Source organism: Bradyrhizobium manausense, assembly GCF_001440035.1.
Taxonomy (GTDB): Bacteria; Pseudomonadota; Alphaproteobacteria; order Rhizobiales; family Xanthobacteraceae; genus Bradyrhizobium; species Bradyrhizobium manausense.
Genome location: NZ_LJYG01000090.1, coordinates 96262 through 122899 on the forward strand (window position 1 = coordinate 96262; position 26638 = coordinate 122899).

Annotated in this window: 21 protein-coding genes; 9 read left to right on the top strand and 12 right to left on the bottom strand. The window is 63.8% G+C overall.

Features of this window, described 5'->3' with window-relative positions; all coding sequences use genetic code 11:
* Positions 1 to 83: 83 nt before the first annotated feature.
* Both glgC and glgA read left to right on the top strand, forming a co-directional pair.
* Entirely contained in the window at positions 84 to 1346 is a 1263-nt protein-coding gene (glgC, locus tag AOQ71_RS21385; protein WP_057750542.1) for a glucose-1-phosphate adenylyltransferase, read from the top strand.
* Positions 1343 to 2794, top strand: a complete 1452-nt coding sequence (gene glgA, locus AOQ71_RS21390; protein WP_057750545.1) for a glycogen synthase GlgA — start codon at positions 1343 to 1345, stop codon at positions 2792 to 2794. Before glgC ends, glgA begins: the two co-directional genes overlap by 4 nt.
* Before the next feature lie 104 nt (positions 2795 to 2898).
* Here glgA and AOQ71_RS21395 read toward each other — a convergent pair whose 3' ends face one another.
* The gene (locus AOQ71_RS21395; protein WP_057750548.1) at positions 2899 to 3693 is read right to left on the bottom strand and encodes a DODA-type extradiol aromatic ring-opening family dioxygenase; all 795 of its coding nucleotides are present in this window, start codon (positions 3691 to 3693) and stop codon (positions 2899 to 2901) included.
* A gap of 163 nt (positions 3694 to 3856) precedes the next feature.
* On the opposite strand from AOQ71_RS21395, the gene AOQ71_RS21400 reads away from it, so the two are divergent.
* Entirely contained in the window at positions 3857 to 4036 is a 180-nt protein-coding gene (locus tag AOQ71_RS21400; protein ID WP_057750604.1) for a hypothetical protein, read from the top strand.
* A gap of 7 nt (positions 4037 to 4043) precedes the next feature.
* On the opposite strand, the gene AOQ71_RS21405 is transcribed toward AOQ71_RS21400, so the two are convergent.
* The 3 genes from AOQ71_RS21405 to AOQ71_RS21415 all read right to left on the bottom strand — a co-directional run bounded on the left by AOQ71_RS21405 (position 4044) and on the right by AOQ71_RS21415 (position 9932).
* Positions 4044 to 5513, bottom strand: a complete 1470-nt coding sequence (locus AOQ71_RS21405) for a carboxylesterase/lipase family protein (protein ID WP_057750551.1) — start codon at positions 5511 to 5513, stop codon at positions 4044 to 4046.
* A gap of 163 nt (positions 5514 to 5676) precedes the next feature.
* Positions 5677 to 8733: an efflux RND transporter permease subunit gene (locus tag AOQ71_RS21410; protein ID WP_063958277.1), complete on the bottom strand. Its 3057-nt coding sequence runs from the start codon at positions 8731 to 8733 to the stop codon at positions 5677 to 5679.
* Positions 8734 to 8738: 5 nt separating this feature from the next.
* Entirely contained in the window at positions 8739 to 9932 is a 1194-nt protein-coding gene (locus AOQ71_RS21415; protein ID WP_083514384.1) for an efflux RND transporter periplasmic adaptor subunit, read from the bottom strand.
* Positions 9933 to 10085: 153 nt separating this feature from the next.
* Between AOQ71_RS21415 and AOQ71_RS21420 the strand changes: the two genes are divergently transcribed.
* A complete protein-coding gene (locus AOQ71_RS21420) occupies positions 10086 to 10571 on the top strand; it encodes a hypothetical protein (protein WP_057750557.1) in 486 nt (161 codons plus the stop codon).
* A 62-nt stretch (positions 10572 to 10633) separates the two neighbouring features.
* Positions 10634 to 12301 carry a SulP family inorganic anion transporter gene (locus tag AOQ71_RS21425; RefSeq protein ID WP_057750559.1) on the top strand — a complete coding sequence of 556 codons (1668 nt, stop codon included), beginning with the start codon at positions 10634 to 10636 and terminating at the stop codon, positions 12299 to 12301.
* A gap of 9 nt (positions 12302 to 12310) precedes the next feature.
* Here AOQ71_RS21425 and AOQ71_RS21430 read toward each other — a convergent pair whose 3' ends face one another.
* A complete protein-coding gene (locus AOQ71_RS21430; protein WP_057750566.1) occupies positions 12311 to 12520 on the bottom strand; it encodes a hypothetical protein in 210 nt (69 codons plus the stop codon).
* Positions 12521 to 12747: 227 nt separating this feature from the next.
* Here AOQ71_RS21430 and AOQ71_RS21435 point away from each other — a divergent pair, with 227 nt between their 5' ends.
* The 3 genes from AOQ71_RS21435 (at position 12748) to AOQ71_RS21445 (ending at position 16271) form a co-directional block, all read left to right on the top strand.
* A complete protein-coding gene (locus AOQ71_RS21435) occupies positions 12748 to 15435 on the top strand; it encodes a flavin-containing monooxygenase (RefSeq protein ID WP_057750568.1) in 2688 nt (895 codons plus the stop codon).
* A 130-nt stretch (positions 15436 to 15565) separates the two neighbouring features.
* On the top strand, positions 15566 to 15841 hold the full coding sequence (locus tag AOQ71_RS21440; protein ID WP_057750570.1) for a hypothetical protein: 276 nt from the start codon (positions 15566 to 15568) through the stop codon (positions 15839 to 15841).
* A 124-nt stretch (positions 15842 to 15965) separates the two neighbouring features.
* Positions 15966 to 16271 (top strand): hypothetical protein, encoded by a 306-nt coding sequence (locus AOQ71_RS21445; protein WP_057750574.1) that lies wholly within the window; start codon positions 15966 to 15968, stop codon positions 16269 to 16271.
* A 342-nt stretch (positions 16272 to 16613) separates the two neighbouring features.
* Here AOQ71_RS21445 and AOQ71_RS46345 read toward each other — a convergent pair whose 3' ends face one another.
* From AOQ71_RS46345 to AOQ71_RS21470, 7 genes are all read right to left on the bottom strand, one after another.
* Positions 16614 to 16766 (bottom strand): hypothetical protein, encoded by a 153-nt coding sequence (locus AOQ71_RS46345; RefSeq protein WP_167353988.1) that lies wholly within the window; start codon positions 16764 to 16766, stop codon positions 16614 to 16616.
* Between the two features lie 84 nt (positions 16767 to 16850).
* Entirely contained in the window at positions 16851 to 17375 is a 525-nt protein-coding gene (locus tag AOQ71_RS21450) for a septal ring lytic transglycosylase RlpA family protein (RefSeq protein ID WP_057750610.1), read from the bottom strand.
* Between the two features lie 154 nt (positions 17376 to 17529).
* The gene (locus tag AOQ71_RS46350; RefSeq protein ID WP_167353989.1) at positions 17530 to 17697 is read right to left on the bottom strand and encodes a hypothetical protein; all 168 of its coding nucleotides are present in this window, start codon (positions 17695 to 17697) and stop codon (positions 17530 to 17532) included.
* A gap of 150 nt (positions 17698 to 17847) precedes the next feature.
* The gene (locus tag AOQ71_RS21455) at positions 17848 to 20361 is read right to left on the bottom strand and encodes a M56 family metallopeptidase (RefSeq protein WP_057750577.1); all 2514 of its coding nucleotides are present in this window, start codon (positions 20359 to 20361) and stop codon (positions 17848 to 17850) included.
* The gene (locus AOQ71_RS21460) at positions 20342 to 20749 is read right to left on the bottom strand and encodes a BlaI/MecI/CopY family transcriptional regulator (protein ID WP_057750580.1); all 408 of its coding nucleotides are present in this window, start codon (positions 20747 to 20749) and stop codon (positions 20342 to 20344) included. The genes AOQ71_RS21455 and AOQ71_RS21460 overlap by 20 nt, the downstream gene beginning before the upstream one ends.
* Before the next feature lie 254 nt (positions 20750 to 21003).
* The gene (locus AOQ71_RS21465; protein WP_083514385.1) at positions 21004 to 22656 is read right to left on the bottom strand and encodes an NAD-dependent malic enzyme; all 1653 of its coding nucleotides are present in this window, start codon (positions 22654 to 22656) and stop codon (positions 21004 to 21006) included.
* A 233-nt stretch (positions 22657 to 22889) separates the two neighbouring features.
* Complete coding sequence (locus tag AOQ71_RS21470) at positions 22890 to 25223, bottom strand: mechanosensitive ion channel family protein (RefSeq protein WP_057750612.1); 2334 nt, start codon at positions 25221 to 25223, stop codon at positions 22890 to 22892.
* Between the two features lie 564 nt (positions 25224 to 25787).
* Here AOQ71_RS21470 and AOQ71_RS21475 point away from each other — a divergent pair.
* A partial coding sequence (locus tag AOQ71_RS21475; RefSeq protein WP_057750587.1) for an MBL fold metallo-hydrolase occupies positions 25788 to 26638 on the top strand: 851 nt, incomplete at its 3' end.

A 26638-nucleotide genomic window follows, 5' to 3' on the forward strand; every position in this document is an offset into this window, starting at 1 on the left:
AATGATGCGCGGCCGCAAGGTACTTCGCGAAGCCTTCGGTTTACGCCAGAATTTGGCCAGCGCCAGATGAGTGGGAGGAAGACATGAGTGCTGCCGGAAATGAGCCGCTTGCCCGCCAGGCTTTGGCATTTGTCCTGGCGGGCGGCCGCGGCAGCCGGCTGCTGGAATTGACCGACCGGCGCGCCAAGCCCGCGGTCTATTTCGGCGGCAAATCCCGCATCATCGATTTCGCGCTCTCGAACGCGGTGAACTCCGGCATCCGCCGCATCGCCGTCGCCACCCAATACAAGGCGCATAGCCTGATCCGGCATCTCCAGATGGGCTGGAACTTCTTCCGTCCCGAACGCAACGAAAGCTTCGACATCCTGCCCGCGAGCCAGCGCGTCTCGGAGAGCATGTGGTATGTCGGCACGGCGGATGCCATCTACCAGAACATCGACATCATCGAGTCGCACAATGCCCGCTTTATCGTGGTGCTGGCCGGCGACCACATCTACAAGATGGACTATGAGGTGATGCTGCGTCAGCACGTCGACAGCGGCGCCGACGTCACGGTCGGCTGCCTCGAAATGCCGCGCGCAGAATCCTCCGGCTTCGGCATCATGCATGTCGACGAGAACGGCTGGATCCAGCAATTCCTGGAAAAGCCCAAGGATCCCCCGCCGATGCCGGGCAAGCCCGACGTCTCGCTCGCCAGCATGGGCATCTACGTCTTCGACACGAAATTCCTGTTCGACCAGCTCAAGCGCGACGCCGAGGATACGAGCTCCAGTCACGATTTCGGCAAGGATATCATCCCCTATGTCGTCAAGAACGGCCGCGCCATCGCGCATCAATTCTCGACCTCCTGCGTTCGCTCGGGCAGCGACCCCCGCTCCTATTGGCGGGATGCCGGCACGGTAGATGCCTATTGGGCCGCCAATATCGACTTGACCGACGTGGTGCCGGAGCTCGATCTGTTCGACCGTGCCTGGCCGATCTGGTCCTATGCGGAGATCACGCCGCCCGCCAAGTTCGTCCATGACGAGGAGAGCCGGCGCGGCCAGGCGGTGAGCTCGCTGGTCTCGGGTGGCTGCATCATTTCCGGCGCCTCGCTGCGTCGCTCGCTGCTGTTCACCGGCGTGCGCATCAACTCCTATGCCAATGTCGAGAACGCCGTGATCATGCCTTACGTGCATGTCGGGCGCGGCGCGCGTTTGAAAAATGTCGTGATTGACCGCGGCGTCGAGATCCCCGAAGGCCTCGTGGTCGGCGAGGATCCCGAGTTCGACGCCAAGCGCTTCCGCACCACCGAGCAGGGCATCTCGCTGATCACCCAGCCGATGATCGACAGGCTCAATACATGACGCCTGTTCGCGTCCTGGCGGTTGCTTCCGAAGTCTATCCCATCGTCAAGACCGGCGGCCTCGCCGATGTCGCCGGCGCACTGCCGCTTGCGCTGAAAGCGCATGGCGTCGAGATGCGCACCTTGATGCCGGGCTATCCTGAGGTGATGCGGCGGCTCGCGGGCGCGGATGAGATCCGGCTTTGGCCGGATTATTTCGGCGGGCCGGGACGCCTGCTTGCCGGTTCGCACGACGGGCTCGACCTGTTCGTGCTCGACGTGCCACATCTCTATGCGCGGCCGGGCAACCCCTACGTCACCGCCGAGGGTGTCGACTGGCCGGACAATGGTGTGCGCTTCGCGGCACTGGCGCGCGTCGCGGCCGATATCGGCCGCGGTCTCGTCGCAAGCTTCGTCCCCGATGTGGTCCATGCCCATGACTGGCAGGCCGGGCTGGCGCCGGCCTATCTGCACTACGATGGCGGGGCGCGGCCCGGCACCGTGATGACGATTCACAACATGGCCTATCAGGGCAAGTTCGACCGCGCGGTGGCCGGTGCGATCGGCCTGCCCTGGGACGCCTCGCTCGACATCCATGGCCTCGAATATTTCGGCGGCATCAGCTTCCTGAAAGCCGGGCTGCAACTGGCCGATCGCATCACCACGGTGTCGCCGACCTACGCACGCGAGATCCAGAGCGACGAAGGCGGCATGGGACTGGGCGGCCTGCTGCGCGAACGCGCCGGCGTGCTCAGCGGCATCCTCAACGGCATCGACGTCGCCGTGTGGAATCCGCAAACCGATCCGCATATCGCCTATCGTTTCGGTGCGGAGGATCTCACGTTCCGGGCCGCGAACAAGGCGGTGCTGCAGCAACAGTTCAACCTCGATTCCTCCGACGAGGCGCCGCTGCTCGGCGTCATCAGCCGGCTGTCCTGGCAGAAGGGCCTGGACCTGCTGCTCGAGGCGATCCCGACAATCCTGGAGCAGGGCATGCAGCTTGCACTGCTCGGCAGCGGCGACCGCGATCTCCAGGATCGCTATCAGGCCGCAGCGCGCGCCAATCCCGGCCGGATCGGCGTGATGATCGGCTATGACGAGATCCTCGCCCACCTGATCCAGGCCGGCTCCGACGCGCTGCTCGTGCCCTCGCGGTTCGAGCCGTGCGGGCTGACCCAGCTCTGCGCGCTGCGCTATGGCGCGGTCCCGATCGTCTCCCGTGTCGGCGGTCTGGAGGACACCATCGTCGACATCAGCGAGACCGGCCGCGACGCCACAGGCTTCAAGTTCGCTCCGGTGACGGCCGACGCCCTCACCGGCAGCTTGCGGAAAGCCAACGCCGCCTTCCACGACAAGGCAAGCTGGCGGCGGCTGCAATTGAGCGGCCTTGCCACCGACGTGTCCTGGCGCAACCGCGCCGGCGAGTATGCGGCGCTGTATCGGGGCCTGGTGGCGTCGCGCAATGCGTAGGGCGGATTAGCCCGCGGCTGCGCGTAGCGCAGTCCGCTGGCGTAATCCGCCCCCTTTGCCGCGGCTCAAGGGCGGATTACGCTTCGCTAATCCGCCCTACGTATTTATCCGAACACATACGACGCCATCGCGACGTTGGCGACCTCGTCGACGAAAACCCGCTTGCCGACGTCGCTGCCGGCGGCACCGGCCGCGACCATCAGCGGCAAGAGATGATCCTCGCGCGGATGCGCCAGACGCGCGCTCGGCGCATTCTCCCAATCGACCAGCATGGCGTTGCGGCGCGCCGCGTCCGGATTGCTGATCGCCTCGTTCAGATAGGCCTCGAAATCATACGACACTGGTTTGGACTCGGCGCGGCCAAAGCCGCGCATGTTGTGATAGGTGAGCCCGCTGCCGACAATCAGGATGCCCTCGTCGCGCAGCGAGGTGATCGCCTGCCCGACCTTGATGTGCTCGGCCGCATCATAGCTCGACTTCAGCGACAGCAGCACGATCGGCATGTCGGCATTTGGATACATCAGCCCGAGCGGCACGAAGGTGCCGTGATCAAAGCCCTGCCTGGGATCTTCCCGGCAATCGAAACCGGCGCGCGCAAGCAGCGCCTTCACCTCTGCTGCGAGCTCGGGCCGGCCCGGCGCCGGATATGTGATGTGGTAGGTATGCTCGGGGAAACCATAGTAGTCATACACCATCGGCGGATGTGCCGAGGTCGACACGGTGAAGGCGTCGGCCTCCCAATGGCCGGTGATGACCAGCACCGCCTTCGGTCTTTCGGGGAGCAGCTGCGGCAGCCGGCCGAACTCCGCGGCAGTCTTGGCATATTGCACCCGCCGGTCCTCCATGAAAGGCCAGGGGCCGCCGCCATGCGACAGAAACAGGGTCGGAAATCGCGTCATGTTTTCAGGCTCGCCTCAAAGACATCTTGCGCGGATGAGACCTCCGCGCGCTCCGCGGGCGAGCATAGGCAAACCGGCATGGTTAGCAAGCCGTTAACGATTTGCCGCTCACAATCCTGATGTGGCCGCAGGAATCGGCCAGAAGACATGCGAGACGTTTACGATGAAGAAGTTTGCGCTGGGGGACGTCGTCAACTCTGACAAGGGCCGCCGCGGCGTCGTTCGCGCCGCCTACCGGTCCAAGGACGGCCAGCAGTTCTATGCCGTCGAGAAGGACGGCACGATGGACTATCTCGAAGAGGACCGCCTCACGCCGGCGCCGCGCGTCGAGCTCGCGGCCTAGCATCAACTCACTTCTCGCTTTCGCGTGCAAGCCGGTCCAGACGCTCCGATGAGGGATCGTCGCCGCTCGCAATGCGATCGTTTGCGATCAGCAGCAGACGGTCGCGGTCGGCGGCCGCATCCCAACGCGGCAGCTCGGGCCCGTTGGGATCGCCGTTCTTCGCAAAGTTGATCCAGTAAGATCGCATGCGGCTTGCGACCTCGCGATCCCGTCGCGAGAAGATGCCCGCGCCTGGCACGCCCTCGACGCCGAAGATGAACTGCAACTCGCGCCCATGGCCTTCGTCGGGATTGGCGCGGCGGGCTTCCGGCACGTAGGTGAAGCGATAGCGGAAGGTGGGCGCGCCGGTTGCGGCATGAAGCCGGGCGAGCATTCGCACCGGCTCGGAGAAGACCTTGTCGGTGTAGAAGCTGGCGGCAATTTCAGACGGCGTCCTGGCGTCAGGATAGAGCCTGCGCAACTCATCGAGGCTCGCGATGGAGGATGACAACGCCTCCTTGACTTCCAGCTCGCTGTCGAAACGGGTCTCGTCATCGTTCGAACCGATGATGAGGGGAATGCGGCTCTCGTGTCCTGCCGCAAATCCCGCGGCGATATCTTCGGTCACCAGGTTTCCGTCCATCGCCGGCGCAAATCTGCGCGGCGATTTCTCCAGCAGTTTTCTCTCGGCGGCCAGCAGCCGCGCCGGTTCGACGGCGCGCAAATCCGCCGGCTTCCCGAGCGCGGCGACGAACTGACGCCCGGCAGCCTCGGCCTCCTGTGACGATGGCAGACGCGCGCGGCCGGGCACCGATTGCAGGATCGCTTTCTGGAAGAGATCGCGGGATTGCGCGCACAGCATCAAGAGCGCGATCGACGTCGCGCCCGCACCGTTGCCGAACAGCGTGACGTTGTTCGCATCGCCGCCGAAGGCCGCGATGTTGTCGTGAACCCAGCGCAGCGCTGCGATCTGATCCATCAAGCCGAAATTGCCGGAGCCGTTCTCCGTCAGCGCGGGAGGCTCGAGCCAGCCGAGCGCGCCGAGCCGATAATTCACGGTGACGACGATGAGGCCGGCCTGGGCGAATCTTGCACCGTCGAACAGCGGATCGTTGGCGGTGCCGCTGACAAAACCGCCGCCATGGATGAACACCATCACCGGCAGCGGCCCGTCGACGCCGAAGGGCCTGAATACGTTGAGGGTGAGGCAATCCTCGCGCGCGGCCGGCAGCGACGGCTGCAGACAGGGCGCGCCATAATCGTAGGCCGTGCTCATCTCCGAGCTCTCCGGCAGGTCCTGCGGCGGCCGCCAGCGCAGGCTGCCGACCGGCGGCGCCGCATAGGCAAGCCCCTTGAAGGAGGCCACTTCGCCTTCGACCGCGCCGAGCATCTGGCCTGCGCGCGTCAGCGCAAATGGATACTGGCCGACCGGCTGGGCGACGGCGGGACCGGCGCAGAGCAATCCAAGGGCTGCAATGAGCGCAAGCAGGGATCGCATCTTCAGGGGATCTCGATGCGCGGAAATGGTCCCGGCAGGTTACGTCCGCAGGGCGCGGTCAGGCAAGCGTCGAAGTGTCAGCCAGAGCGCATACTCGTAAATTTCGGGCAAGGGTCTGCCAGACCGGCCACACCTTCGACAAGGACGGCCCGCACCAAGCGGGTCACGGCTGCTCGCTGGCCATGACCTTCTTGTCGAACCGGAACAGCAGGAAATACCCTGTTGGCACGAAAAACAAAGTCAACAACGAGGCGACGGCAAGCCCGGACATCATGAGCACCGCCATCGGCTGCCACAAAGCGCCGCCCGCGATCGCCATTGGCGCCAACCCCAGGACCGTGGTCGCCGAGGTCAGCAGGATCGGACGCAGGCGCTTCTCCGACGCCGCGACAATGGCAGTGCGCAAATCCAGCTTCTCGCGCTCGATGTCGATCTGATCGATGAGCACGATCGCGTTGTTGATGATGATGCCGGAAAGGCTGATGATGCCGAGCGTGCCGAAGAACGAGAGCGGCTGTCCGGCGGCCAGCAGGCCGAAGGGGATGCCGATCAGGATCAGCGGTATGGTGATGAACGTCAGTAGCGTGCGGCGGAAAGAGTTGAATTGCAGGATGATCGCAAGAATCATCACGCCGAGGGCTGCGGGAAATCCCGCAACGAGCTTCTGGTTGGTTTCAGCGCTCTTCTGGATCTCGCCGGCGATATCGATGTGATATCCGCCGCTGAGGTCGAGCGACTGCAGGGCGGGGCGAATGGAATCCAGCAGTTGCCCGGCGGTCAATGACGCGCTCCGCGCCGTCACCGTAATCGTCCGTTCCTGATTCTTGCGGCGGATCCGCGCCACATCGAAGCCGGGTTTCAGCCTCGCGATTTGCGCAAGTGGAATGAGGGTCCCATTTTTCGCAAAGGTTGCGCTGGTAAGACCTTCCAGACTCTCGGAGGTATGGGCGGTGGCCCGGAGCACGATCGGAATGAGGTTATCGCCTTCGCGATAGATCGACACCGCGGCTCCGCTGAAATAGGTATTGAGCAGCTGGGTGATTTCCTCCGAGGTTATTCCGAGCTGGCGCGCGCGCTCCTGGTCGATATCGATCACCACCTTGATCAGCTTGTTGCCCCAATCGTCTTCGTTGTCGCGAATCCCGGGAGCGGCTTGAAACAGCGATCTCACCTTCTGGCTGAGCGCCAGCAGCCGGTCGCCGTCGGGTCCCGAAATCTCTACTTCGACAATGCCAGATTCCACCGAGCCCATCGCCAGCCGCTTGATCTTGAAACGCGCCTCCGGATGGTTGGCATAAAGATGGCTCCAGGCGCGATCCGCTGCTTTGACGGCGCTCCGATAATCGCCCGTGTTGATCAGGAAGAAGGCTGACGCGGGATCAGGCGCGACCGGCGTGAGCGTCAGATAGAATCTGGGGCCGCCGTCTCCGACGTAGAGGATATGGCTTGCGATCTCGGGATTCTGCGCCTTGTCGCCAAGCCATTTCGAAATGTCCAGCGCACGCGCTTCGGTTTGCGAAATGTCCGTTCCATCGGGCATGTTCATATAGATGAGGAACTGACTGCGCTCGCTCAGCGGAAACATCTGCTTCGGCAGACGGCCGAACTGCGTCAACGACAGCGCGACCAAGGCAATGCATCCGATCAACACGATAGGCGCATTGCGGAGCGCGATCTGCAGTGCCGAACCATAGAGGCGCTGCAGACGGGACGGCGAAGTTTCCCCTTTGCGGGGAGCGTGCCCGCGGCCGATGAACCAGGCCGTGAGCGCAGGCAGGATGTAGAGCGCGGAAATCCAGGAGCCGGCCAGTGTCAAGGCGACGACCGCGGCCAGCGAGAACGCATATTCGCCGGAAGATCCCGGCAGCAGGAACAGCGGCAGAAAGGCCGCAATCGTCGTGATCGACGATATCAGCAGTGGAAGGGCATACTGCTCGCCGGCCGCGAGACCCGCGGCTTGAGCCGGCACTCCCCGATCAATCCGGCTGACGATGTCCTCGACCATGACCACGCCATTGTCGACCAGAAGCCCAAGCGCGATGATGATGGCGGCGATCGAGACCTGCTCGAGCGCGATCCCGAAGACGCGCATACCGATGAGCGAGAACATCACGGCGAACGGGACGATCATCGCCGCGATGATCCCGGCGCGCAGGCCCAGAAACAAAACCACCAGCGCGGCAACGACGATGAAGGTCTGCCCCACGTTCGAAAGCGCCGAGTTGACGGATGCACGGACCTGCTCGGCCTGATAGGTCGCAAAATCGATCGCGTAGCCGATCGGAAGCTGCTGCTCGTAGTCGTGTGCGGCTGCGCGCAGTCTCCGGCCGAGCTGGGTGACGTCCTGATCGGGCTGCATGACCACACTCAGGACGACGGCGGGCCGTTCATCAAAGTAAACCGGCTTGATTTTGGGGGACGCATAGCCGCGGTGAACGGTCACGAGGTCAGCGAGCCGCACCAGATTGTCGCCCGCTCCGACCTTCGTCAGCATTGTCTCTATGGCGCGCACATTCGGAAAGTCGCCCGACGTCTCAAGCAGCAGGCGCGTACCATCCGCATTGATGGCGCCGGATGGCAGAACGACGTTCTGGCCCTGAAGGTCCTTGATCAGGGCATTCACCTGAACCCCGACCGCGGCAAGCTTGCGCGTGTCAAGCTCAAGCCAGACCCGTTCGTCCTGAACGCCCAACAGGTCGATCTTTGAGATTCCGGAGAGCAAATACAGCTTCTTGCGAAACTCCTCCGCGACATCCTTCATTTCGCGCTGGGAGAAGCCCTCGCCGGTGATGGCGATCGTGGCAATCGAAACATCGCCAAAGTCGCTGTTGACGAAAGGACCAATAACGCCCTCCGGCAATTCGACCTTGACGTCGCCCATCTTGTCGCGGAGACGCTGCCAGGCCGCGTTGACGTTGCCAACCTCATCCTTCAGGTCCACGTAAATCGTGAGGGCTCCTCCGGTTGCGAGCGTCCTGATGTCCTTGACCTCGGCAAGCTCGCGGATTTTGCGCTCGATCGGGATTGCAACGAGGTTTTCCAACCGGTCCGGCGCCATGCCCGGAAACAGCGCCGACACCACGGCGGTGCGGATGACGATGACGGGGTCCTCGCGCTTTGGGAAATTCGGATAGAGAACAACGCCGGCAAGCAGAAGGCAGATCATGACCGCGATGGTGAATCGCGACCGCGCAAGGCCAAATAGCGTGAGGAGATTCACGGTGCCTACTCCTGCACGGGGAGAAGCTTCACTTTTTGTCCGTCAGCCAGATAGGAAACGCCTGCGGACGCGACGATGTCGCCCGCGCCAAGACCCCCGGTCACGATCAGGCGATTGTCGCGAACTCCACCTACTGTGATATCGTGCCTTTTGACGGTCGAACTCTGGCCGTCATAGAGGAAGATGGTCGCCTTGCCCTGCAGCTCCTTTCCGCCCTCGGGCGCAAGAACGCTGAGCGGCAGCAGGAATCCACTTGATCCACCGGCGACCGGCTCTTCGAGAGTGACTTCGACCGACATGCCCGCGTTCAATCCGGGGGCGTTGTTATCGAGATGAACGACGACCGGAAATGCCGAGACCTGCTCCGCTTTCGAACCAAGTTCCTCGATCTCGCCCTTGAGCGAAACGTCGGGCATATCGGCGACCTTGACCGAGACCGGCTGGCCGACTTTCAGGCTCTGGAACGTCGGCGATGGCGCCAGAAAGGACATCTCGAACCGGTCGTCGCTGTACAGCGTCAGGATCGGCTGTCCGGCTGTGACCTGTGCGAACGACTTGACGTCGACGCGCGCCACCGTGCCTGAGAACGGCGCCACGAGCTTGCTTCGATCGAGATTGTGGTCTGCCAGCTCAAGTTGGCGCTTGGCCTGGTCGAGTTGTGCTTTGGAGGTCAACAGGGCGGCCTTGGATTGATCGTAGATCGCCTGCGTCGTGACGCCTTTCTTGAGCAGTTCGTCCTTGCGCTGGAAATCCGCCTCCGCATTGTCGGCCTGCGCCTGCGCCTGTTGCACGCCGGCGCTGGCCTGTTCAACCTGCGTCTGCAGCGAGCGCGGATCGATTTCCGCAAGCACCTCGCCCAACTGCACTTTCTGGCCGACGGCGAGGGTCAGAGCTTTCAATTGGCCCGCGATTTCGAATGAGAGGCTGCTCACGTCTGCTGGCTGCAGGACGGTGGGAAAGCGGCGAACCCGGCTTTCGGCCGCCGCGGAGACCTTATAGGCGCGAAGGCCGCGGACCGGCTGGTCGGAGGCCTGCGGCTCTTTCTGACCGCAGCCCGGCAAGCCTGGCATGAGCGCCGCGCAAATCAGGAATCGCAGGGGCGATCGAAGCATGGCCGGCTCCGTGCGGGGAGTTAACTTCGGCAGGTTGCATTCTTCCCCAAAGGAAGTCGCCTGCCAAGGGCGACTGGTCCGCTGCATGCCACCTTGGCGGGATCATCAACCAGCTTGGGCGTGGTGACCAGCGCCCGCCGGCTTCCGCCCCATCGGGCGCAATCCAAACTTGAAAAAGTCCGGCGGACGCGAGAGCATGACGCGCGCAATCCCATCGACCGCCCCCCAGTGGAGAGATCCATGGCTATCACGGAGGCTGACGTCAATGCGGCTCAACAGGCATGGTGCGATGGCCTGGTCGAGATCGGAAGAGTCCACAGAGCATCGGGAGATGTTCGGGCGACGGCCACAGCGTTGGTCGAAGGCCTTTACGACTATCGGGACGGTGTGGTGTTCTTCAAACCGACATTGGCACACGGCAAGCACACCTTTCGCAACACGGCGAAGGGCGCGCTGTCATACTTCATCGGCGGCGATCCCGACTTTCCCAACGACAAGGGTTTTGCCTTAAAGCCCTGGGCACGCGCCTGGTACGACAACAACGCTGCCGAAAATGGCATTCAGATCCACGGAACGATCGCCATCACGATGGGCAATGTCTATGCAGTCGACTATCAGGGCAACGAGATCATGGTCGACAAGACATTCGTGTTTCGCCTCTGTCGGGACGGTAAGCTCCGGCTTTGCGCCCACAAGTCCGCGCTGCCCTACGTTCCGGATGCCTGATTGAGCCCACGCCGCTGCCAGAGTGAACTCGCCGGCTCTGTCCGGGGAGTTGGAAAGGGGGGATGTTGTCAGCGTTCGCGGTCACGCGTGGCGATATTTTCGGCGGCCTCACTGCCGGCATCGTCGCCCTGCCGCTTTGCCTCGCGTTCGGCGTTGCCTCGGGCTTGGGGCCCGCCGCCGGATTATACGGCGGAATTATCCTGGGCATCGTTGCCGCGGTGGTGGGCGGCACGCCCGTCCAGATCTCCGGCCCGACGGCCCCCATGACGCTCATTGCAGCGAGCATTGTCGCGGCAAACACGCCATCGAATGGGCAGATGCAGCTTGGGCCGATTGTCGGCGTGTTCTGCCTCGCAGGTGCGTTGCAGGTGCTGTTCGGGGTCGCAAGGCTCGGCAATTACATTCGCTTCCTCCCCTACCCGGCGATCTCCGGCCTGATGACCGGCATCGGGATCATCATCATCATTCAGCAGATCTTCCCGATCGCGGGTCTGCAGTCGCCGTCGTCCAGTCCGGCCGAAATCCTGAAATCCCTGGGCGCTCTCACGCAAGGTGCTCGTCTCGATGCATTTCTGCTCGCGGCGGCGACCATTGCGATATCATTCGTTCTTCCGAGGTTTTTCTCGGCAGTGCCACCGTCTCTCGTCGCATTGATCTTGCTGACGAGCCTGGCGGTGGCTTTCGGCCTTTCTGCACCGACGATCGGAGATATTCCCAAGGGGCTGCCGGACTTCGTCCTGCCCCAGCTCAACTTAGCCGATCTCAAATTTGCTGTTGTCACCGCCTTTCAATTGGCATTCCTGGGCGCGATCGACGCTCTGACAACGTCGCTCGCAGCCGACAACATGACGAGGACGCATCACGACAGCAATCGAGAGCTCATCGGGCAAGGCGCCGGCAACATAGGGGCGGCGCTGTTTGGCGGCATTCCAGGCGCCGGTGCCTTCATGCGAACCGCCATCAATGTTCGCGCCGGCGGACGGCATCGCTCCTCGGGCGTGATTCATGGTCTTTTTCTGCTGGCCGTTCTCCTCGGTCTGTCGAGCGTGGTGCGGTACATTCCTCATGCCGTCCTGTCGGGAATTCTGGTCAGTGCCGGGCTAGGCATCATCGATTATCGCAGCCTCGGTCATCTGTTCCGCGCCCCGCGCGGTGACACCTGGATCATGCTGATCGTGGTTGTGCTGACGGTATTCACCGATCTGATCACCGCGATCGGCACCGGCGCCGTGCTCGCTTCGCTGATCTTCATGACTAAGATTGCGCGCGCAATGGAACAGGGCACGACCCTGACGCTGATCGAGGACGAGCTGTGGCAGGATGAAGTCGAGATTCCGGACGGCCTGAAGCAACGGCTGCTGATCAAGCACGTCAACGGGCCGTTGTTCTTTGGTTTTGTCTATGCGTTTCGGCGCATTGCCGAGCGGGCGACGGACGGCAAGATGCTGGTGCTGCGCATGGAGCGCGTAACCTACATGGACCAATCCGGAATCTATGCACTCGGGGACGTGCTGGTCGACCTGGAAGCCGCTGGATTGAAGGTGTTTGTCGTCGGGCTTGCTCGAGACCAGATCGACCAGCTCGAGGCGATGCACATTATTCCGGACCTCTTGTCCGAGGAGAGCATCTTCCCGAGTTTCGACAGCTTCAAACAGAGGCTCCCCGCCATAGTGGAGGAGCTTAGCCGCGCGAGCGACGCTGGACCGCCGCTGAAATCGATGACAGGCTGAGTCCACGCCCTAACCGCCCTTGGCGATGATCTCCGCGAGCGCGCGCCGCGCGATGATGCCGAGTTCGCCAAGGGTGGAATGGCCGGATTGTGCAGCCTGGATCAGGCGCTCGGCGATGAACCTGCGACTGTCGTGATTGCCGCCATGCGGCAATTGCCGGCACGTCTGCTCCAGGACGACGTCCATGTTGGCTTTGGTTCGCTCACTCAAATCTGTCATGACGCCCGGCTGCTACGCGTGGCTAGTAGCCGCAAGCATACACAGGCGGATCGTCCATGATTAGCCCGGGCAATCACGGCCATCGTGCAGCGCATGCGTGCATCGAGGCAACGTTCGCGCCGCCATGATGCCGCAAATGGGACTACCGAAGATTGCACTTGTTCTGGTGACAAGCCGAGCCTGCCGGACTAGCCTGCGGGCAAACAAAAGACACGGGAGGAATAACCATGCCGGAAGCAATGGTCGCCGCACGTCCGTCCGAAGCGGCTGATGGAACCGTCCAGCAAGTCGATGTTGCCGTGGTCGGCGCCGGATTTGCCGGCCTCTATCTGCTCCATCGCCTGCGCAAGGCCGGCCTGTCGGCCGTCGGGCTCGAGGAAGCCGGCGATGTCGGCGGCACCTGGTATTGGAACCGTTATCCCGGCGCGCGCTGCGATATCCAGACCATCGACTACGGCTACACGTTCGACCCGGAACTCGACAAGGCATGGACCTGGTCGGAGAAATACGCGACCCAGCCCGAGATCCTGCGCTATCTCGGCTTCGTCGCCGATCGCTACGATCTCAGGCGCGACATTCGCTTCGGGACCAAGGTCACCGCAGCCAAATGGGACGAGAAGGCCGAGCGCTGGCAACTCACCACGAACAACGGCGCCGCGGTCTCCTGCCGCTTCTACATCATGGCGACAGGCTGTCTCTCCGCGCCGAAACCGCCGGAGATCGACGGCGTCAGGGATTTCAGGGGCGAGGTCTATTTCACCGGACGCTGGCCGCATGACGGCGTCAACCTCGCGGGAAAGCGCGTCGCCGTGATCGGCACCGGCTCGTCCGGCATTCAATCGATCCCGGTGATCGCCGAGCAGGCCGCACATCTGACCGTATTCCAGCGCACGCCGAATTTCGCGCTGCCCGCCCATAACGGCCCCTCGCCGGCAGATCGCAGGGACCTGTTCCAGAGCGACCGCGCGGCCTATCGCGCGCAGGCACGCCAGTCGATGTCCGGGGTGCCCTATCCGCAGCAGACCGTCGTCAGCTGGCAGCTCAGCGATGCCGAGCGTCGCGAGCGGTTCGAGCGGGCCTGGGCCGCCGGCGACCTCGTCCACATCCTGACGCAGCTCTGGGCCGACCAGGCGGTCGATGTCGACGGCAACAAGATCGTCCAGGACCTGATCCGCGAAAAGATCCGCGCCGCCGTCAGGGATCCCGAGACGGCGGCGGCGCTGATGCCGGACGATCATCCGTTTGGCGCCAAACGCCCCTGCCTCGAGACCAATTATTACGCGACCTACAACCGGCCCAACGTCACGCTGGTCAATCTGCGCCAGGAGCCGATCAAGGCGATCACCGCAGGCGGCATCACGACGGCCAAGCGCAATGTCGACGTCGACGTCATCGTGTTCGCGACCGGCTTCGACGCCATGACCGGCGCGATCCGCGCCGTGCATCCGATCACCGGACGCGACGGCAAGTCGCTGACCGATGTCTGGGCGCAGGGGCCGCAGAGCTATCTGGGGCTCACGGTCGCGGGCTTCCCGAACTTCTTCATGATCACCGGGCCCGGCAGTCCGTCGGTGCTGTCGAACATGGCTGTTTCGATCGAGCAACATGTCGACTGGGTCGTGGATCGGCTCAAGGCGCTGCACGAAGCCGGCTTCACCACGATCGAGCCGACCGAGACGGCGCAGGCCGGCTGGAACAGGCATATGGCCGACTGCTCGATGCTGACGCTGCACCGGCTCGCCAACACCTGGTACACGGGCGCCAACGTGCCCGGCAAGGTGCAGGGCCTGATGCCCTATACCGGCGGCGTCGGTCCCTATCGCAGCATCTGCGACGAAGTCGTCAGCCGCGGCATGCTCGGCTTCAGGCTGACCGGCCCCAACGTCCCAGCACAATGCAATGACGGCGAGGTGGTGCGGCTGCAGCCGGACGTGCGGCTGGTGCTGAACCTGCTGGCCTCGCTGAACCTGCCGCCGATCGAGTCGATGGGGGCGGCCGGCGCCCGCGCCTTCGTCAACGAATTCAACAAGGGTCGGCCTGCGGGACGGCCGATCGGCGACATCGTCGACGGCACGCTCCCCGCCGCCGACGGCCCGCTGCCCTATCGCGTCTACAAGCCGGCAACGCCGGGCCCGCATCAGGTCGTGGTCTATTTCCACGGCGGCGGCTGGGTGCTCGGCGATCAGCAGTCGGATGAGCCGTTCTGCCGCGACATGGTGCGGCGGACCGGCATGATGTTCGTCAGCGTCGGCTATCGCCACGCCCCGGAGCATCGCTTCCCGGCCGCGGCCGAGGACGGCTATGCCGCGACGCGCTGGATCTCGGAGCATCTGGCCGAGCTCGGCGGCATCCAGAGCCCGGTGCTGGTCGCCGGCTGGAGCGCCGGCGGCAACATCGCCGCCGTCACCTGCCAGCTCGCGCGCGACCGCGGCGGGCCGCAGATTGCGGGTCAGCTGCTGGTGTGTCCGGTGACGGACAGCAGCTTCGACCGGCCCTCCTACAACGACAATGCGACCGGCTACTTCCTGACGCGGTCGCTGATGTACTGGTTCTGGGACCTGTACTGCTCACCTGATGATCGCACCGATCCGCGGGTCTCGCCGCTGCGCGGCAGGGTTTCAGGCCTGCCGCCGGCCTTCATCGTCACCTGCGAGTTCGATCCGCTCCGTGACGAGGGCATCGCCTATGCCGAGGCGATGGCCGCCGCCGGCGTCCCGGTCGAGCAGCTCAAGGCGCACGGCCATTTCCACTCGTCCTTTGTGATGGTGGACGTGGTGATCACAGGCGTCCAGGGCCGCGTCCAGATGGCGCAAGCCCTGCGGCGCTTTGCAGGGCTTGCGCCGGAGGTCAGAAGCGACGAGAGAACCCACGGCCATGTGAGCCCAGGGGACAAAATTGCAGCGGCCGCGAGTTGAGCCGCCATCGGCCGGGAACCTTTTCCCGGCCGCCGTGTTGTCGGTGCGTGGCATTGAGATGCAGCGATGGGTAATGGGCCCTGGCACGCAAGGCTCGCGTGTCAGGGTTCTTTTTGCGTGAGGCGGGGCTATGGGGGACGCATCATCTTCGGCGACAAAGGTCGATTTCAGCGCGCTCGCCGTGCTGCAGAAATGGCCGTCCCTCGGAAATCAGCGCCGGCCGGACCGCGAGCCCTATCAGGTCAGCGAGGGCACGCTCGATGCCTGCATCACGGCATTCATGCAGAAGCCAGCACTATCAAGGCATCTCTATGAAATCCGCACGGCGGCACAGCCGCCGCTGGTGACCGATATTCTCTCACCCGAGCACGTCATCGAGCTGTCGCGCTTGAGAGAATTTCTCTGAACCGCAGGTGAACACCGCTGCCTGCCTGCAACGAACGTCTTATCCGCATCCCGGACTCTGCAGGAACCTTCTTCCGGTTTTTCCCGTTAACGGGGATCGGATAAGCCGAGACGTGAGCAATCCAATGCTTGAAGCGGGCGTACCCTCCCCGATCGTGCCCTATGGCGCCGACCAGACTCTGTTCGTGGTAATCGATCGCCTCGACGAGACCACTGAAATTCGCGTCGAGCGAAGCGATCTCGATGCAGCGATCAACGAGCTCGTCGCGGGCTGCTTCAACGATCCCATCAAGGTGATCTCGTTCAACACGCTCGAGCACTGGATGAAGGACATCTCGACCGATGTTGCCGATGAAATCCAGGCGCGCTGCGATATCGACGGCGTGACGCTGCCTGATTATCTCAGCGATTTCGTCGAGAGCCATAGTTGAGCGCGCGCCATCGCGACAGGCTTGCAGGCAACAAAAAGCGCCGCTTCCGCGGCGCTTTTTCGCGTCTGCATCACGCTCTCAGTGATGCCAGAAGATCGCCAGCAGCAGGATGATCGGCAACGGCACGCCAAGCAACCAAAGCAAAGCACCTCGTCCAAAGCCCATGATTTCCTCCTCCATGGTCATGACTGACATGACGCCGGAGCGAAGAAGAAGTTCCGCTTCTATCGGAGAGGGCAAATGCGTTCAGAGCATGGATCTAAAGCGCGATAAGATCGGGTTGAGATAAGATCGGGTTGAATCGTCATCGCGCTTTGGCTCTTTGTTCGAGCTCTCACGGCGTCAGCCGCGCCGCCTGGCGGCGATGACCTCGATCTCGCGGCGGCGCTCGCCGGCGAAGGTCAGGAGCTTTTCGATCGTGGGCGTATCCGTGATCCGTTTGGCAAGCCGCTCGGCGCGCGCCGCCTGATCTTCAAGATACTGGATCGTGTTCAAGCGGCGTCTCCCCCAAAGCCACGAATTGCAGGACGCCCATGGTGCGGGAGAGCCGCTAAAAGTCGGTTAAGCGCGGATCATGCTCTATCGCACGACGTCGAGCCTGACATTGGCGAGGCCCTTGTCGACCATGCCGAGCGCCTCGGCCGCGGACGGCGAGATGTCGACGACGCGCCCGCGCACGAAAGGCCCGCGGTCGTTGACCCTGACGGTCACGAAGCGGCCGGAGGAGACATCGGTGACGCGCAGCTTGGTCCCGAACGGCAGCGTGGGATGGGCCGCAGTCATTTCGTTCCTGTCGAACCGCTCCCCGCTCGCGGTCTCCGTGTCCGAATAGAAGCTCGCCAAGCCCTGCGCCCCCGTCGATTTGGCGTTGGCTGTCGCGCTGGACCGATGCGGCCTGTAGATCGGTCGTGGATGCAGCGCCGCGACGCGGTGCGGGTGCTCGATTGCAGCCTGCTTCGTGGTTGGAGCGAGATCGGCCCTCTGGCGGCCAACCGGTGATTGCGCGCAGGCGGCGAGCGATGCGGCCCCCATGATGGCAAGGAGCAACCGGGACGCGGTTGCCGGCGAAGCCAGGGTCGTTTCGGCACGTGCAATGCAAGACATCATGCGCCCTCCGAACACGCCCTGAGTTTCGGTGGGCAATGAGGGCAGAACCTTGGCTGAACAAAAGCGGCCTTGCGGCCGCCATCGTTTCGCGCCGGCTGTGATGAATCCACCACAGTCAGACTGTCCTGAATTGAGACAAAATGCCGAGAAATCAGCCCGATACGACGCGCCAGACCACCATGTGCGGCTCCGGCGCCGGCTCACCGGTCTCGAGGTTCCCCCTGATGAGCCGCGCGAGCTCGCGCCGATAGAGCATCCGCCAGCCGGTTTTCAGGCTGGCAAGAAAGTCGAGCTCCCGTTGCGTCAGCATGCACATCATGAACCCGATCCGCCTGCGGGCCGCACCTGAGGTCCCAAGTTGGCGGCTGTATCCTTTCGCGGCAAACTACCAAGCGTAGTGTTACACAGCGTAACGCTTGCGGCGGGTAGGCGCAAGCCGGGATCGCCGGTCTCCCCTCCCGATCATGCTTTAGAAATTCGGCCCGAGCGCGATCTTCGTGATCGTCCCGTTCCTGACACCGATGCGCCATTCCGCCGAGCCGTTGGCGAACTGGGCGAGATAGATGTCGCTGTCGAGCGCGGTCACGCCACGGAACGAGACGGCACGGAGCGCACCGAGCCGCGCCAGGATCGCCTGGTCGAACGGAAGCTGCGCACGCGTGACGTTGGCGACCTCGGTCGTCATATGATCGTAGTCGGGCCGCCCCTTGCCGACACCCTCGATATACTGCCGCAGCATCGCCTCGCCATTGGCGATCGGAACGGCACGACGCGCGGCGCGCCCCAGCCGCGTCCCGAGATTCGCGGCCTCGACATTGTGGAAGCGCGTCTGCCGCCCCGGCACCAGGATCTCCACGCATTTCCCTGATTTGTCGGCAATGACCCACGGATTGTTCACGGTGGTCAGCGTCACCCAGGTCATGTCTGACCTGACGACGCTCTGCGCCTTGCGTTCGCCATTCGCATCGAGATTGAAGACCTGAATGTCGTCCTCGGTCTCGTTGTAGAGCATGATCCTGATCGGCGACGCGCCGGCAAGGCCGCGCACATTCGCCTCTTCCGAACAGGGGACGATGCCGCCGAGCTCGTCATTGCCGTCGGGCCGGAAGATGACGTCACCGGCCTTGCCGTCGGGCTCGATCAGCAGACGGAACTCGGCGGTGCCGTTCTCGAACTTGGCGCCATAGATGTCGTAGCCACCGGGCCCGACGCCGCGGAAGAAGATCGACTCGACCGCGCCGAGCGCGGCGAAGGTCGCGCGCAATTCATCGAGGCGACGACGGATGTTGTCGGCGAGCGGCGCGCTCATCCGATCATAGTTCGGCGTGCCGCGGCGCATATCCTCGATCCCTTTCAGGATCATCTCCTTGCTGCCGGCCGCGGGGACCTGCTCCCTGAACCTGTCAGGCACTTCCGCGAGGCGGCGGGCGAAGTCGGCCTCGATTGCCTGGGCCTGCGCCGCGTCGATCCGCGAGGCCAGGCGCGCGCCGGACGCGGCGTTCTGAACCAGCACGCGGGACACGCTCGCCTGTTCATCACGCAGGAAGATCAGGAGATGATCGCCGTGGACGGAGAAGGCGTCGGTGCCTTCAGGCAGCGCCAGTGATCGGCCCTGCCCGGTCTCCTGCACCTGCAGACCTTCGCCGTCGCGCCTGACGGTGAGCACGCGGTTCGGCGCGATCCTGTACCAGCCGACATATTGATCAAGCGACGCCGGACCTGTCGTCGGCGCCGGCATGGCGGCGACGTGGACGGCGCGCACGTCGCGGCCGTGCAAATGCAGCGTCAGCTCGGACGAGCGATGCTCCAGGTCGATGGGAAACGTGATCTCGCCGAATGCCGCCGCGTAGGACGCGGTGCCGTCGCTCGCAACGGCCAAGGGCTGCCTGCGCTGGCCGGTGAGCTGGCCAGAGAGCTCATCGCCCTCGCGGAAGATCGCGAACACCGAAGCCGGGCCCATGGCGTAGAAATTCACTGACGGATGGTAATGCTCGGCCGGCACGACACCGAGATCAGCGCCTGATGGCACCGGATCCGGCGTGCGGTAGGCGATCATGCCGGCCGAGACGATCACGACGGGCACGATCGACGCCGCGATCCACAGCCGCTTGCGCCAGCCGACCGCCGCGGGCATGGCAGCGGCAGCGATGATGCGCTCGACCCGCGCGCGCACGGTCGAGACCTGCGCCATCGCAAGCTCCATGGGCCGCGGCTTCACGGACGTCGCGACGTCGAGCAGGATCTCCGCATAGGACAGCCGGTCATCGATCATCTCGATGGCGCGGGCGTCGCTGATGATCTCGGCAAGCTCGGCCAGACGCGCCAGCTGCCACCACGAGAACGGGCTGAACCAGAACATCACGCGATTGAGCGAGGCCAGCAAGAGAACATAGAAATCGCCATTGGCAACATGCGCGCCCTCATGCGCGAGCACCGCGAGGCGCTTCTTGGCGTCCCAGCCGAAAAACTGCGGCGGCACCAGGATGGTGGAGCCGAAGGTGACGGGGCCGCCGACGTCGCGGCTGACGCGCAAATCCGCGCCGATCATGCCCTTCACCGGCTTTGCGGCGCGCACCAGACGCCAGGTCAGGCACAGGCCGATGGCGAGCCGCATCAGCAACAGGGCGGCGACGCAGGCATAAACGGTGGTGGCAACCGTCCACCAGTCGATCGAGATGCCGTGCTTCGCCATCGGAGCGATGGCAGTGCCAGGCGCGATCGGCAGGGACGGCGGCGGCCGGTCCAGCATCGCGATATCGGCCGGCCAGGCTTCATTCGTCACCGGCATGGACAAAGGCAGCCGGTCGAGGGTGAGCGTCGGCCAGTGCATCACGAATGGCATCGCCAGCGATGCCAGCAGCACGACCACCCATGCCGTCATGTGCACGTGCGGATTGCGCACGCGAAACACGGTGAGACCGATCCAGACGACGCCTCCCAGCGCAAGGGAGCGTAACGCCGCCTCAGCCAGAGCTGCGATCATTCCTTTTTACTCCCCTCGCCTTCTTCGCCTTGGCCACCTGGTCCGCCAGCGCGCGCAATTGCTGCTGGTCGAGCATCGCATTGTCCACCATGCCGACGAGGACTTCCTCCATCGAGCCGTTGCAGAACCAGTCGACGATGCGCTGCACCGCCTTGGCCGCGACCCGGGCACGCGCCTCGGTGGCATGGTAGACGTAAGTGCGTCCATCAACCGTGTGGCGAGCATAGCCTTTTTCTTCGAGGCGGCGCAGCACCGTCCGCACCGTGGATTCCTTCAGACGCCGGGACAGGCGCTCGCGCACGATTTCGGCCGTGACCGGCCCATGGGCCCATACTATCTGCATGACCTCGTGCTCGAGATCGCCCAGGTCGGGCAAACGATCGTCCATGGTGGCTGACCTATTGAGATTCTTGTAACGCTACGGAGCGTCGCACATAAGGCCACGGCAGACAATCGCGATTGCGGGCGTGGCGCGCAGCTTGCTTTTCGGCCATCCCTCCAGATGCAGCCTGCTGCGGAGCCGTCAGGATGAGGTGGTGCTTGCGGCGAGATATGAGACCCTCATGGAGAGGAGCCCGCCAAAGCGGGCGTCTCGAACCATGCAGGCCGAGCTTTCCCGGCAGTCTCCAGCCGTCCCAGGCCTCAGTATTTCGGCTCGTACATCTGCGACTTGACCAGGCCCTTGACGTCGTTGGGCGCGGGCCCGTCCGCAAGCCCCCGCTGATAGGCGACATCAGCCACGGCCGCCGCGATGCGCGCCGAGACCTCCCGTATGCGCGGCAGCGCCGGATACAGGCTGCCCTGATCGAGATCCTCCTTGCCGACGCAATTGGCGAGCGTATGAGCGGCGGCCATGAACATCTCGTCGGTCACGAGCCGCGACCTGCTGGCGATGACGCCGAGGCCGACGCCGGGGAAGATGTAGGAGTTGTTGCCCTGGCGCGGCACGAAGGTGCGGCCATTGAGCGTGACCGGGTCATACGGACTGCCGCAGGCGAACAGCGCCCGGCCCTCGGTGTAGCGATAGGCGTCTTCCGCCGAGCACTCGGCCTTCGAGGTCGGATTGGACAGCGCGAACACGATCGGCTGCTCGTTGAGCCCGGCCATCGTCTTGAGCACCTCGGGCGTGAAGGCGCCGCCGACCGCGGCGACGCCGATGATGGCCGTCGGCTTCAGCGTCTTGATCGCGGTAAGGAAGTCGGCGATCGGCGCCTGGTCGGTGTGGGCATAGCGCAGCTTGTGGCCGGAGAGGCCGTCGCGGCCACTGACGACGAGGCCGCGGGAATCCACCAGCCAGTTGCGCCGGAGTGCCTCGGCTTCCGTTGCGCCCTCCGCCATCATGGCGGAGACGACGAGATCGGCGATGCCGGTCGCTGCCTCGCCCGCACCCAGGAACAGGATGCGCTGATCGCGGAGCTTGCCGCCGTTCACTTTCAGCGCCGAGAACAGGCCGGCGAGCGCGACGGCCGCGGTACCCTGGATGTCGTCGTTGAAAACGCAGGCCTCGTCCCGGTACTTGTGCAGCAGCTTGAACGCCGAATGATTGGCGAAATCCTCGAACTGGATCAGCACGCCGGGGAAGGTCTTCCGCGCGGCGGTCATGAACTCGTCGACGAAGCTGTCATAGGCTTCGCCCGTCAGGCGCCGCTCGCGCAGGCCGAGATAATAGGGATCGCTCAGCAATTCCTCGTTGTTGGTGCCGACGTCCAGCACGATGGGCAGGCACGCTTCCGGATGCACGCCGGCGCAGGCCGAGTAGAGCGACAGCTTGCCGACGGGAATCCCCATGCCATTGGCACCGAGGTCGCCCAATCCCAAGATGCGCTCGCCATCGGTGACGACGATCAACATGGCCTGATAAGGCCAGTTCTTCAGAACCTCGCCAATCTGACCGCGCTCGCGCGACGAGATGAACATGCCGCGCGGGCGCTGAAAGATCAGGCCAAACTTCTGGCAGGCGAGCCCGACCGTCGGGGTGTAGATGATCGGCTGGATCTCATCGATGTTGTCGACGACAACACGAAAGAACAGCGCTTCGTTGCGGTCATGCAGCGCGTTCAGGGCGACGTACTTTTCGAGGTCGGTCGGCAGCGAGCGTAGATTGATCAGCACGCGCTCGACCTGCTCCTCGATCGTTAGGACGCAAGCTGGCAGCAAGCCGCGCAGGCCGAGTGCATCGCGCTCGGCTTCCGTGAAGGCCGTGCCCTTGTTGAGCAGGGGATCCCGCAGCAGCGTCATGCCGTGCGTGGTGTCGGATGATATCGAATGGGCGCTGACCCGAGCAGGTCTATTCACGAATCCCCCAGGGAGTTTCTTATTGAAGGGCAGGCATTGTCCGCCACCGTCCCTCTGAGATCAAGGACGTTGCCCCCTGGGCCGCGATTGTGATCTCGCACCGCAGCGAGACTTTCGCGAGGGATCCGCAGGTTACCCTCTCCCCGTCATTCCGGGGCGCGCGTTAGCGCGAGCTACGGTGCGCAATTGCGCACCGTAGCTCGTGACTTCGTCGCGCCCCGGAATGACGGGAGCTAACCCACGGCCCGTCTCGGCGTCAGGTTGGCGGCGAGATCGGCCGGCGGCGCGACATGCATCAAAATGGTCTGGGTCGCGGATGCGACCTCGATGCCGTTCTGCTGGAAGCGCTGCTTCATGCGACGGTTGAATTCGCGCTGCACCGGCCAGCGGCCGGCCTCGGTGCAGCGGATCTGACCGACGATCGACACCATCGCACCATCGACCTTGTCGATGCCCCACAGCTCGAGGTCGCCGCGGATCAGCGGGCGGAATTCGCTCTCGCGGCGCATCTCCTCGACGATGTCCTTGAGGATCTCGCCGGCGCGGTCGGTGTCCTCCTTGTAGGCGACATTGACGCTGACGGAGGCATTGCCGGCGCCGCGGCTGGCATTGGTGATGGTCGTCACCGCGCTGAACGGCACGATGTGCAGGGCGCCGTCACCCGCACGCAGGCGAATGGTGCGGATCGAGACGTTCTCGACCACGCCTGTGAGCCCCGACACGCTGACCGTGTCGCCGACTTGCACCGTGTTCTCCAGCAGCAGGAACAGGCCTGTGATGAGATCCTGCACCAGTTTCTGCGAGCCGAAGCCGATGGCGATGCCGACGATGCCGGCGCCCGCGAGCAGCGGCGCGACATTGACGCCGATTTCGCTGAGCGCGGTGAGGCCGACGACGGTGGCGATGAGGCACAGCAGCGCCGTGCGCAGCATCGGCTGGAAGGTGCGCAGCCGCGCGGCGCGGGCATAATGTCCGTCGCGCGACAGCGTGTTGATCTGGCGATCCAGCAGGGCATTGCTGGCCTCCCAGATCGCCGCGGCGATGACGACGGCGACGCCGATCGTCGCCACCGCCGACAGCAGCCGGCCGCCGATCTGGCCGCCATAGAACCAGACGATGGCGTCGACGCCCCAGACCTCGAGCACGGCGACGAAGCCGATGAAGGCAATGACGCCGGAGACGATCCTGCGCAGCAGCGGCAGATAGCGATTGGCACGGATTTCCAGGCCAGGAAAGCGATGGAGAATTTCCGGCTGGATGCGGAAGCCGCGGTCGATCAGGCTCAGCGTCACCATGATGGCGACCCGCGTCATCAGCGCCACCACGACGGTCCCGACGAAATATTGCAGCAGCAGCGAATAGCCATTGCGGATGTTCAGCGCCCAGACCGCCCACAGCGCGAGGTCGAGCGCGATTGCAAGATAATGCCAGCCGCCGGCGATGCGATTGCGCAGACGCGCCGCAATGCCCTGCCGTTCGGCGGGCGCGCGAATGGCGTCGGCCACCTGACGGCGGCATTGCAGGATGATGACGACGACGAAGAGATGGACGACCAGCATCACCATGCGCAGCAGCGCGGCATAGCCGGTGCGGGGCAAGCCGAGCAGGAGGGCGACATTGGCAAGGGCGATGCCGGACACGCCGACGCCGACGATGCGGCGGGCCCAGATCTCGACATAGGCCGCGGTCTCGGCTCGGACCGGAAACAGGCCGAACGGTCCCGCCAGGGCACGGACGATGCAGATGAGCCCGCGTGAGAACGCATAGGCATTGACGACCGCGAGGATCACGAGGCGGACCGTTGCGGGTTCGCCGATCTCCGTTCCGAGCAGCGCGGTCGAAAGACCGACGAAAACCAACACCGGCAGCAACTCGAGCACGAGCCGTCCGAGCACCAAGGGCAGCCGGAGCAGCAATTGCCAGACGCGTGCGAGGCTGTGACGGTGCCTGTGCAATTCGGCCGCGGGAGTGACCTCAGTGACCGATAACGGCGGATCGGCAACGGGAAGCGACTGGGCCGACAGGCGTGCGGTCTGCGGCACCCGCCCTTCGAGGAAGGCAACGGGACGCCGGATCAGGCGGACGCCAACCCATTCCGCCGCGAGCGCGCAGCCGAACACCAGTGCCAGCTTCCAGGCGATCTCGATCAGCAAATGATAGGCATCAGGGTCATTCGCGGTCCGCACGATCCAGTAATAGAATGCCGGGAAATTCGTGAGCGTCCGCGCCAAGTCGGCAACGTCGCGCGAAATCTCGCCGATCTCCTCGGACACGGTCAGCAGAAGCTGTGCGCCGAGTCCATCGGACGAGAGCGGGATTGGCGACTTCTGCTCCGGCGCCGGCGGCCGCTGTTCGCCCGACGCATTGGCGATCGCGCGCAGTGTGTCGATCATCAGCGCGCGCTTCTTGTCGTCCTGAAGCGTCTCCAGCGCCCGCTTGGCCTCGTCGGACGACAGTGAGGCCGCGCTCTTGGCGGCGGGCGCAGGCGGCTCTGCCTGGACGGGGGAGAAAGATGAGAGCGCGAGAAGGAAGGCTGCGACAAGCACCGAGGCGAACTTATGCGACACGCGGATTCCCTGAAAAATGACATGCGCTGGCAGCGGTCGAATCGTCGCCGCACCAAACGCATGCGTCATGTCGGAAGCCGCTATTCGCCCCGATCGTATGTCGGAAGTTTGCCGGTGAGGCGACGATCTCTAGGCATTTCATGCCATGCAGCGAACGCGTCGAAAACGCACAGCGCCGGGCAGGTAGGGGCTATGCCTTACTGTCTGCAGCCCACTAAACCTTGACCCGGCGTGCCGTTCGCGGTTTCTGCCGCTATGCGATAGTCCGAACGAGCTCCATCGCACTTAACGCGGCTGGATTTGCGGAGGTGGAGTCATAGACCTCCCCTTGCTCATGAGGTGGACGTTACGCGTCGCGCTGATCGCGACCACAGCCATGCTCCTCCCATGACATAAAACTGTCAAGCGGGATCAATGTCACCAAGGATCACATTTGCACAGCTGTTCCGGGACAGACTGACCGCCTAGGAGCCGCGTAGGGGCGCGGAATAAATCCCTCTCCGCAGCGTTTGTGTGAGAGACGATCTCCGCCTCCCTCGCCATCCCTTTTCCAGAAAGCCAGAGATGAAAGCACTATCTTGCATCGCCGCTCTCGCGGTCCTCGTCACCGGTTCAGCTCTCGCGCAGACGCCGCCGCAGACCTCGACGAAGAAAGTCGAGGGCACCGACAATGTCTACATCTTCCGCTATGGCGGCCATCAGTCGATGTTCGTGGTGACTCCGAAAGGCGTGATCGCGACCGACCCGATCTCCTATTTGCGTCCGGCAAAGCCCTATATTGACGCGATCAAGGCCGTGACCGACAAGCCGATCAAATACGTCATCTACAGCCACCACCATTACGATCACATCGCCGGCGGCCAGCCGTTCAAGGATCTCGGCGCCACCTTTATCGCGCATCGCCGCACCAAGGAGCGGCTGCTCGAGCTGAAGAAGCAGAATTCGCTTTTAGCCGATGTCGTGATGCCGGAGCAGTTGGTCGACAACCAGAAGATCATCACGCTCGGCGGCACCACGCTGGAGCTCGACTATGTCGGCCGCAACCATTCCGACAATTCGCTGGTGATGCGGCTGCCGAAGGAGAAAATCATCTTCGTGGTCGACTTCGCGCCGATCGAATCCGTCCAGTTCCGCAACATTCCAGATAACGCCTCGCCGCTGGAATATATCGGCTCGCTGAAGAAGCTGGCCTCGCTCGATTGGGAGCGGATGATCCCCGGCCATCCCAGCGCCGGCGGCCGGCTCGGCACCAAGAAGGACGTCGAGGACGACATTGCCTACATGGAGGATCTCTCGGCGGAGGTGAAGAAAGCCGCCGATGCCGGCAAGTGCATCGACACCGCGATGAAGGAAGTGAAGCTGCCGAAATACGAGAAATGGGCGAACTACGAGGCGGGCCTGCCCGCCAATGTCGA

What these genes read in the sequence shown, in the direction of transcription:
- glgC (WP_057750542.1), top strand. Translation starts at nt 84, where the DNA reads ATGAGTGCTGCCGGAAATGAGCCGCTTGCCCGCCAGGCTTTGGCATTT.
- glgA (WP_057750545.1), top strand. Translation starts at nt 1,343, where the DNA reads ATGACGCCTGTTCGCGTCCTGGCGGTTGCTTCCGAAGTCTATCCCATC.
- AOQ71_RS21395 (WP_057750548.1), bottom strand. Translation starts at nt 3,693, where the DNA reads ATGACGCGATTTCCGACCCTGTTTCTGTCGCATGGCGGCGGCCCCTGG.
- AOQ71_RS21400 (WP_057750604.1), top strand. Translation starts at nt 3,857, where the DNA reads ATGAAGAAGTTTGCGCTGGGGGACGTCGTCAACTCTGACAAGGGCCGC.
- AOQ71_RS21405 (WP_057750551.1), bottom strand. Translation starts at nt 5,513, where the DNA reads ATGCGATCCCTGCTTGCGCTCATTGCAGCCCTTGGATTGCTCTGCGCC.
- AOQ71_RS21415 (WP_083514384.1), bottom strand. Translation starts at nt 9,932, where the DNA reads ATGCAGCGGACCAGTCGCCCTTGGCAGGCGACTTCCTTTGGGGAAGAA.
- AOQ71_RS21420 (WP_057750557.1), top strand. Translation starts at nt 10,086, where the DNA reads ATGGCTATCACGGAGGCTGACGTCAATGCGGCTCAACAGGCATGGTGC.
- AOQ71_RS21425 (WP_057750559.1), top strand. Translation starts at nt 10,634, where the DNA reads ATGTTGTCAGCGTTCGCGGTCACGCGTGGCGATATTTTCGGCGGCCTC.
- AOQ71_RS21430 (WP_057750566.1), bottom strand. Translation starts at nt 12,520, where the DNA reads ATGACAGATTTGAGTGAGCGAACCAAAGCCAACATGGACGTCGTCCTG.
- AOQ71_RS21435 (WP_057750568.1), top strand. Translation starts at nt 12,748, where the DNA reads ATGCCGGAAGCAATGGTCGCCGCACGTCCGTCCGAAGCGGCTGATGGA.
- AOQ71_RS21440 (WP_057750570.1), top strand. Translation starts at nt 15,566, where the DNA reads ATGGGGGACGCATCATCTTCGGCGACAAAGGTCGATTTCAGCGCGCTC.
- AOQ71_RS21445 (WP_057750574.1), top strand. Translation starts at nt 15,966, where the DNA reads ATGCTTGAAGCGGGCGTACCCTCCCCGATCGTGCCCTATGGCGCCGAC.
- AOQ71_RS21450 (WP_057750610.1), bottom strand. Translation starts at nt 17,375, where the DNA reads ATGTCTTGCATTGCACGTGCCGAAACGACCCTGGCTTCGCCGGCAACC.
- AOQ71_RS46350 (WP_167353989.1), bottom strand. Translation starts at nt 17,697, where the DNA reads ATGATGTGCATGCTGACGCAACGGGAGCTCGACTTTCTTGCCAGCCTG.
- AOQ71_RS21455 (WP_057750577.1), bottom strand. Translation starts at nt 20,361, where the DNA reads ATGATCGCAGCTCTGGCTGAGGCGGCGTTACGCTCCCTTGCGCTGGGA.
- AOQ71_RS21460 (WP_057750580.1), bottom strand. Translation starts at nt 20,749, where the DNA reads ATGGACGATCGTTTGCCCGACCTGGGCGATCTCGAGCACGAGGTCATG.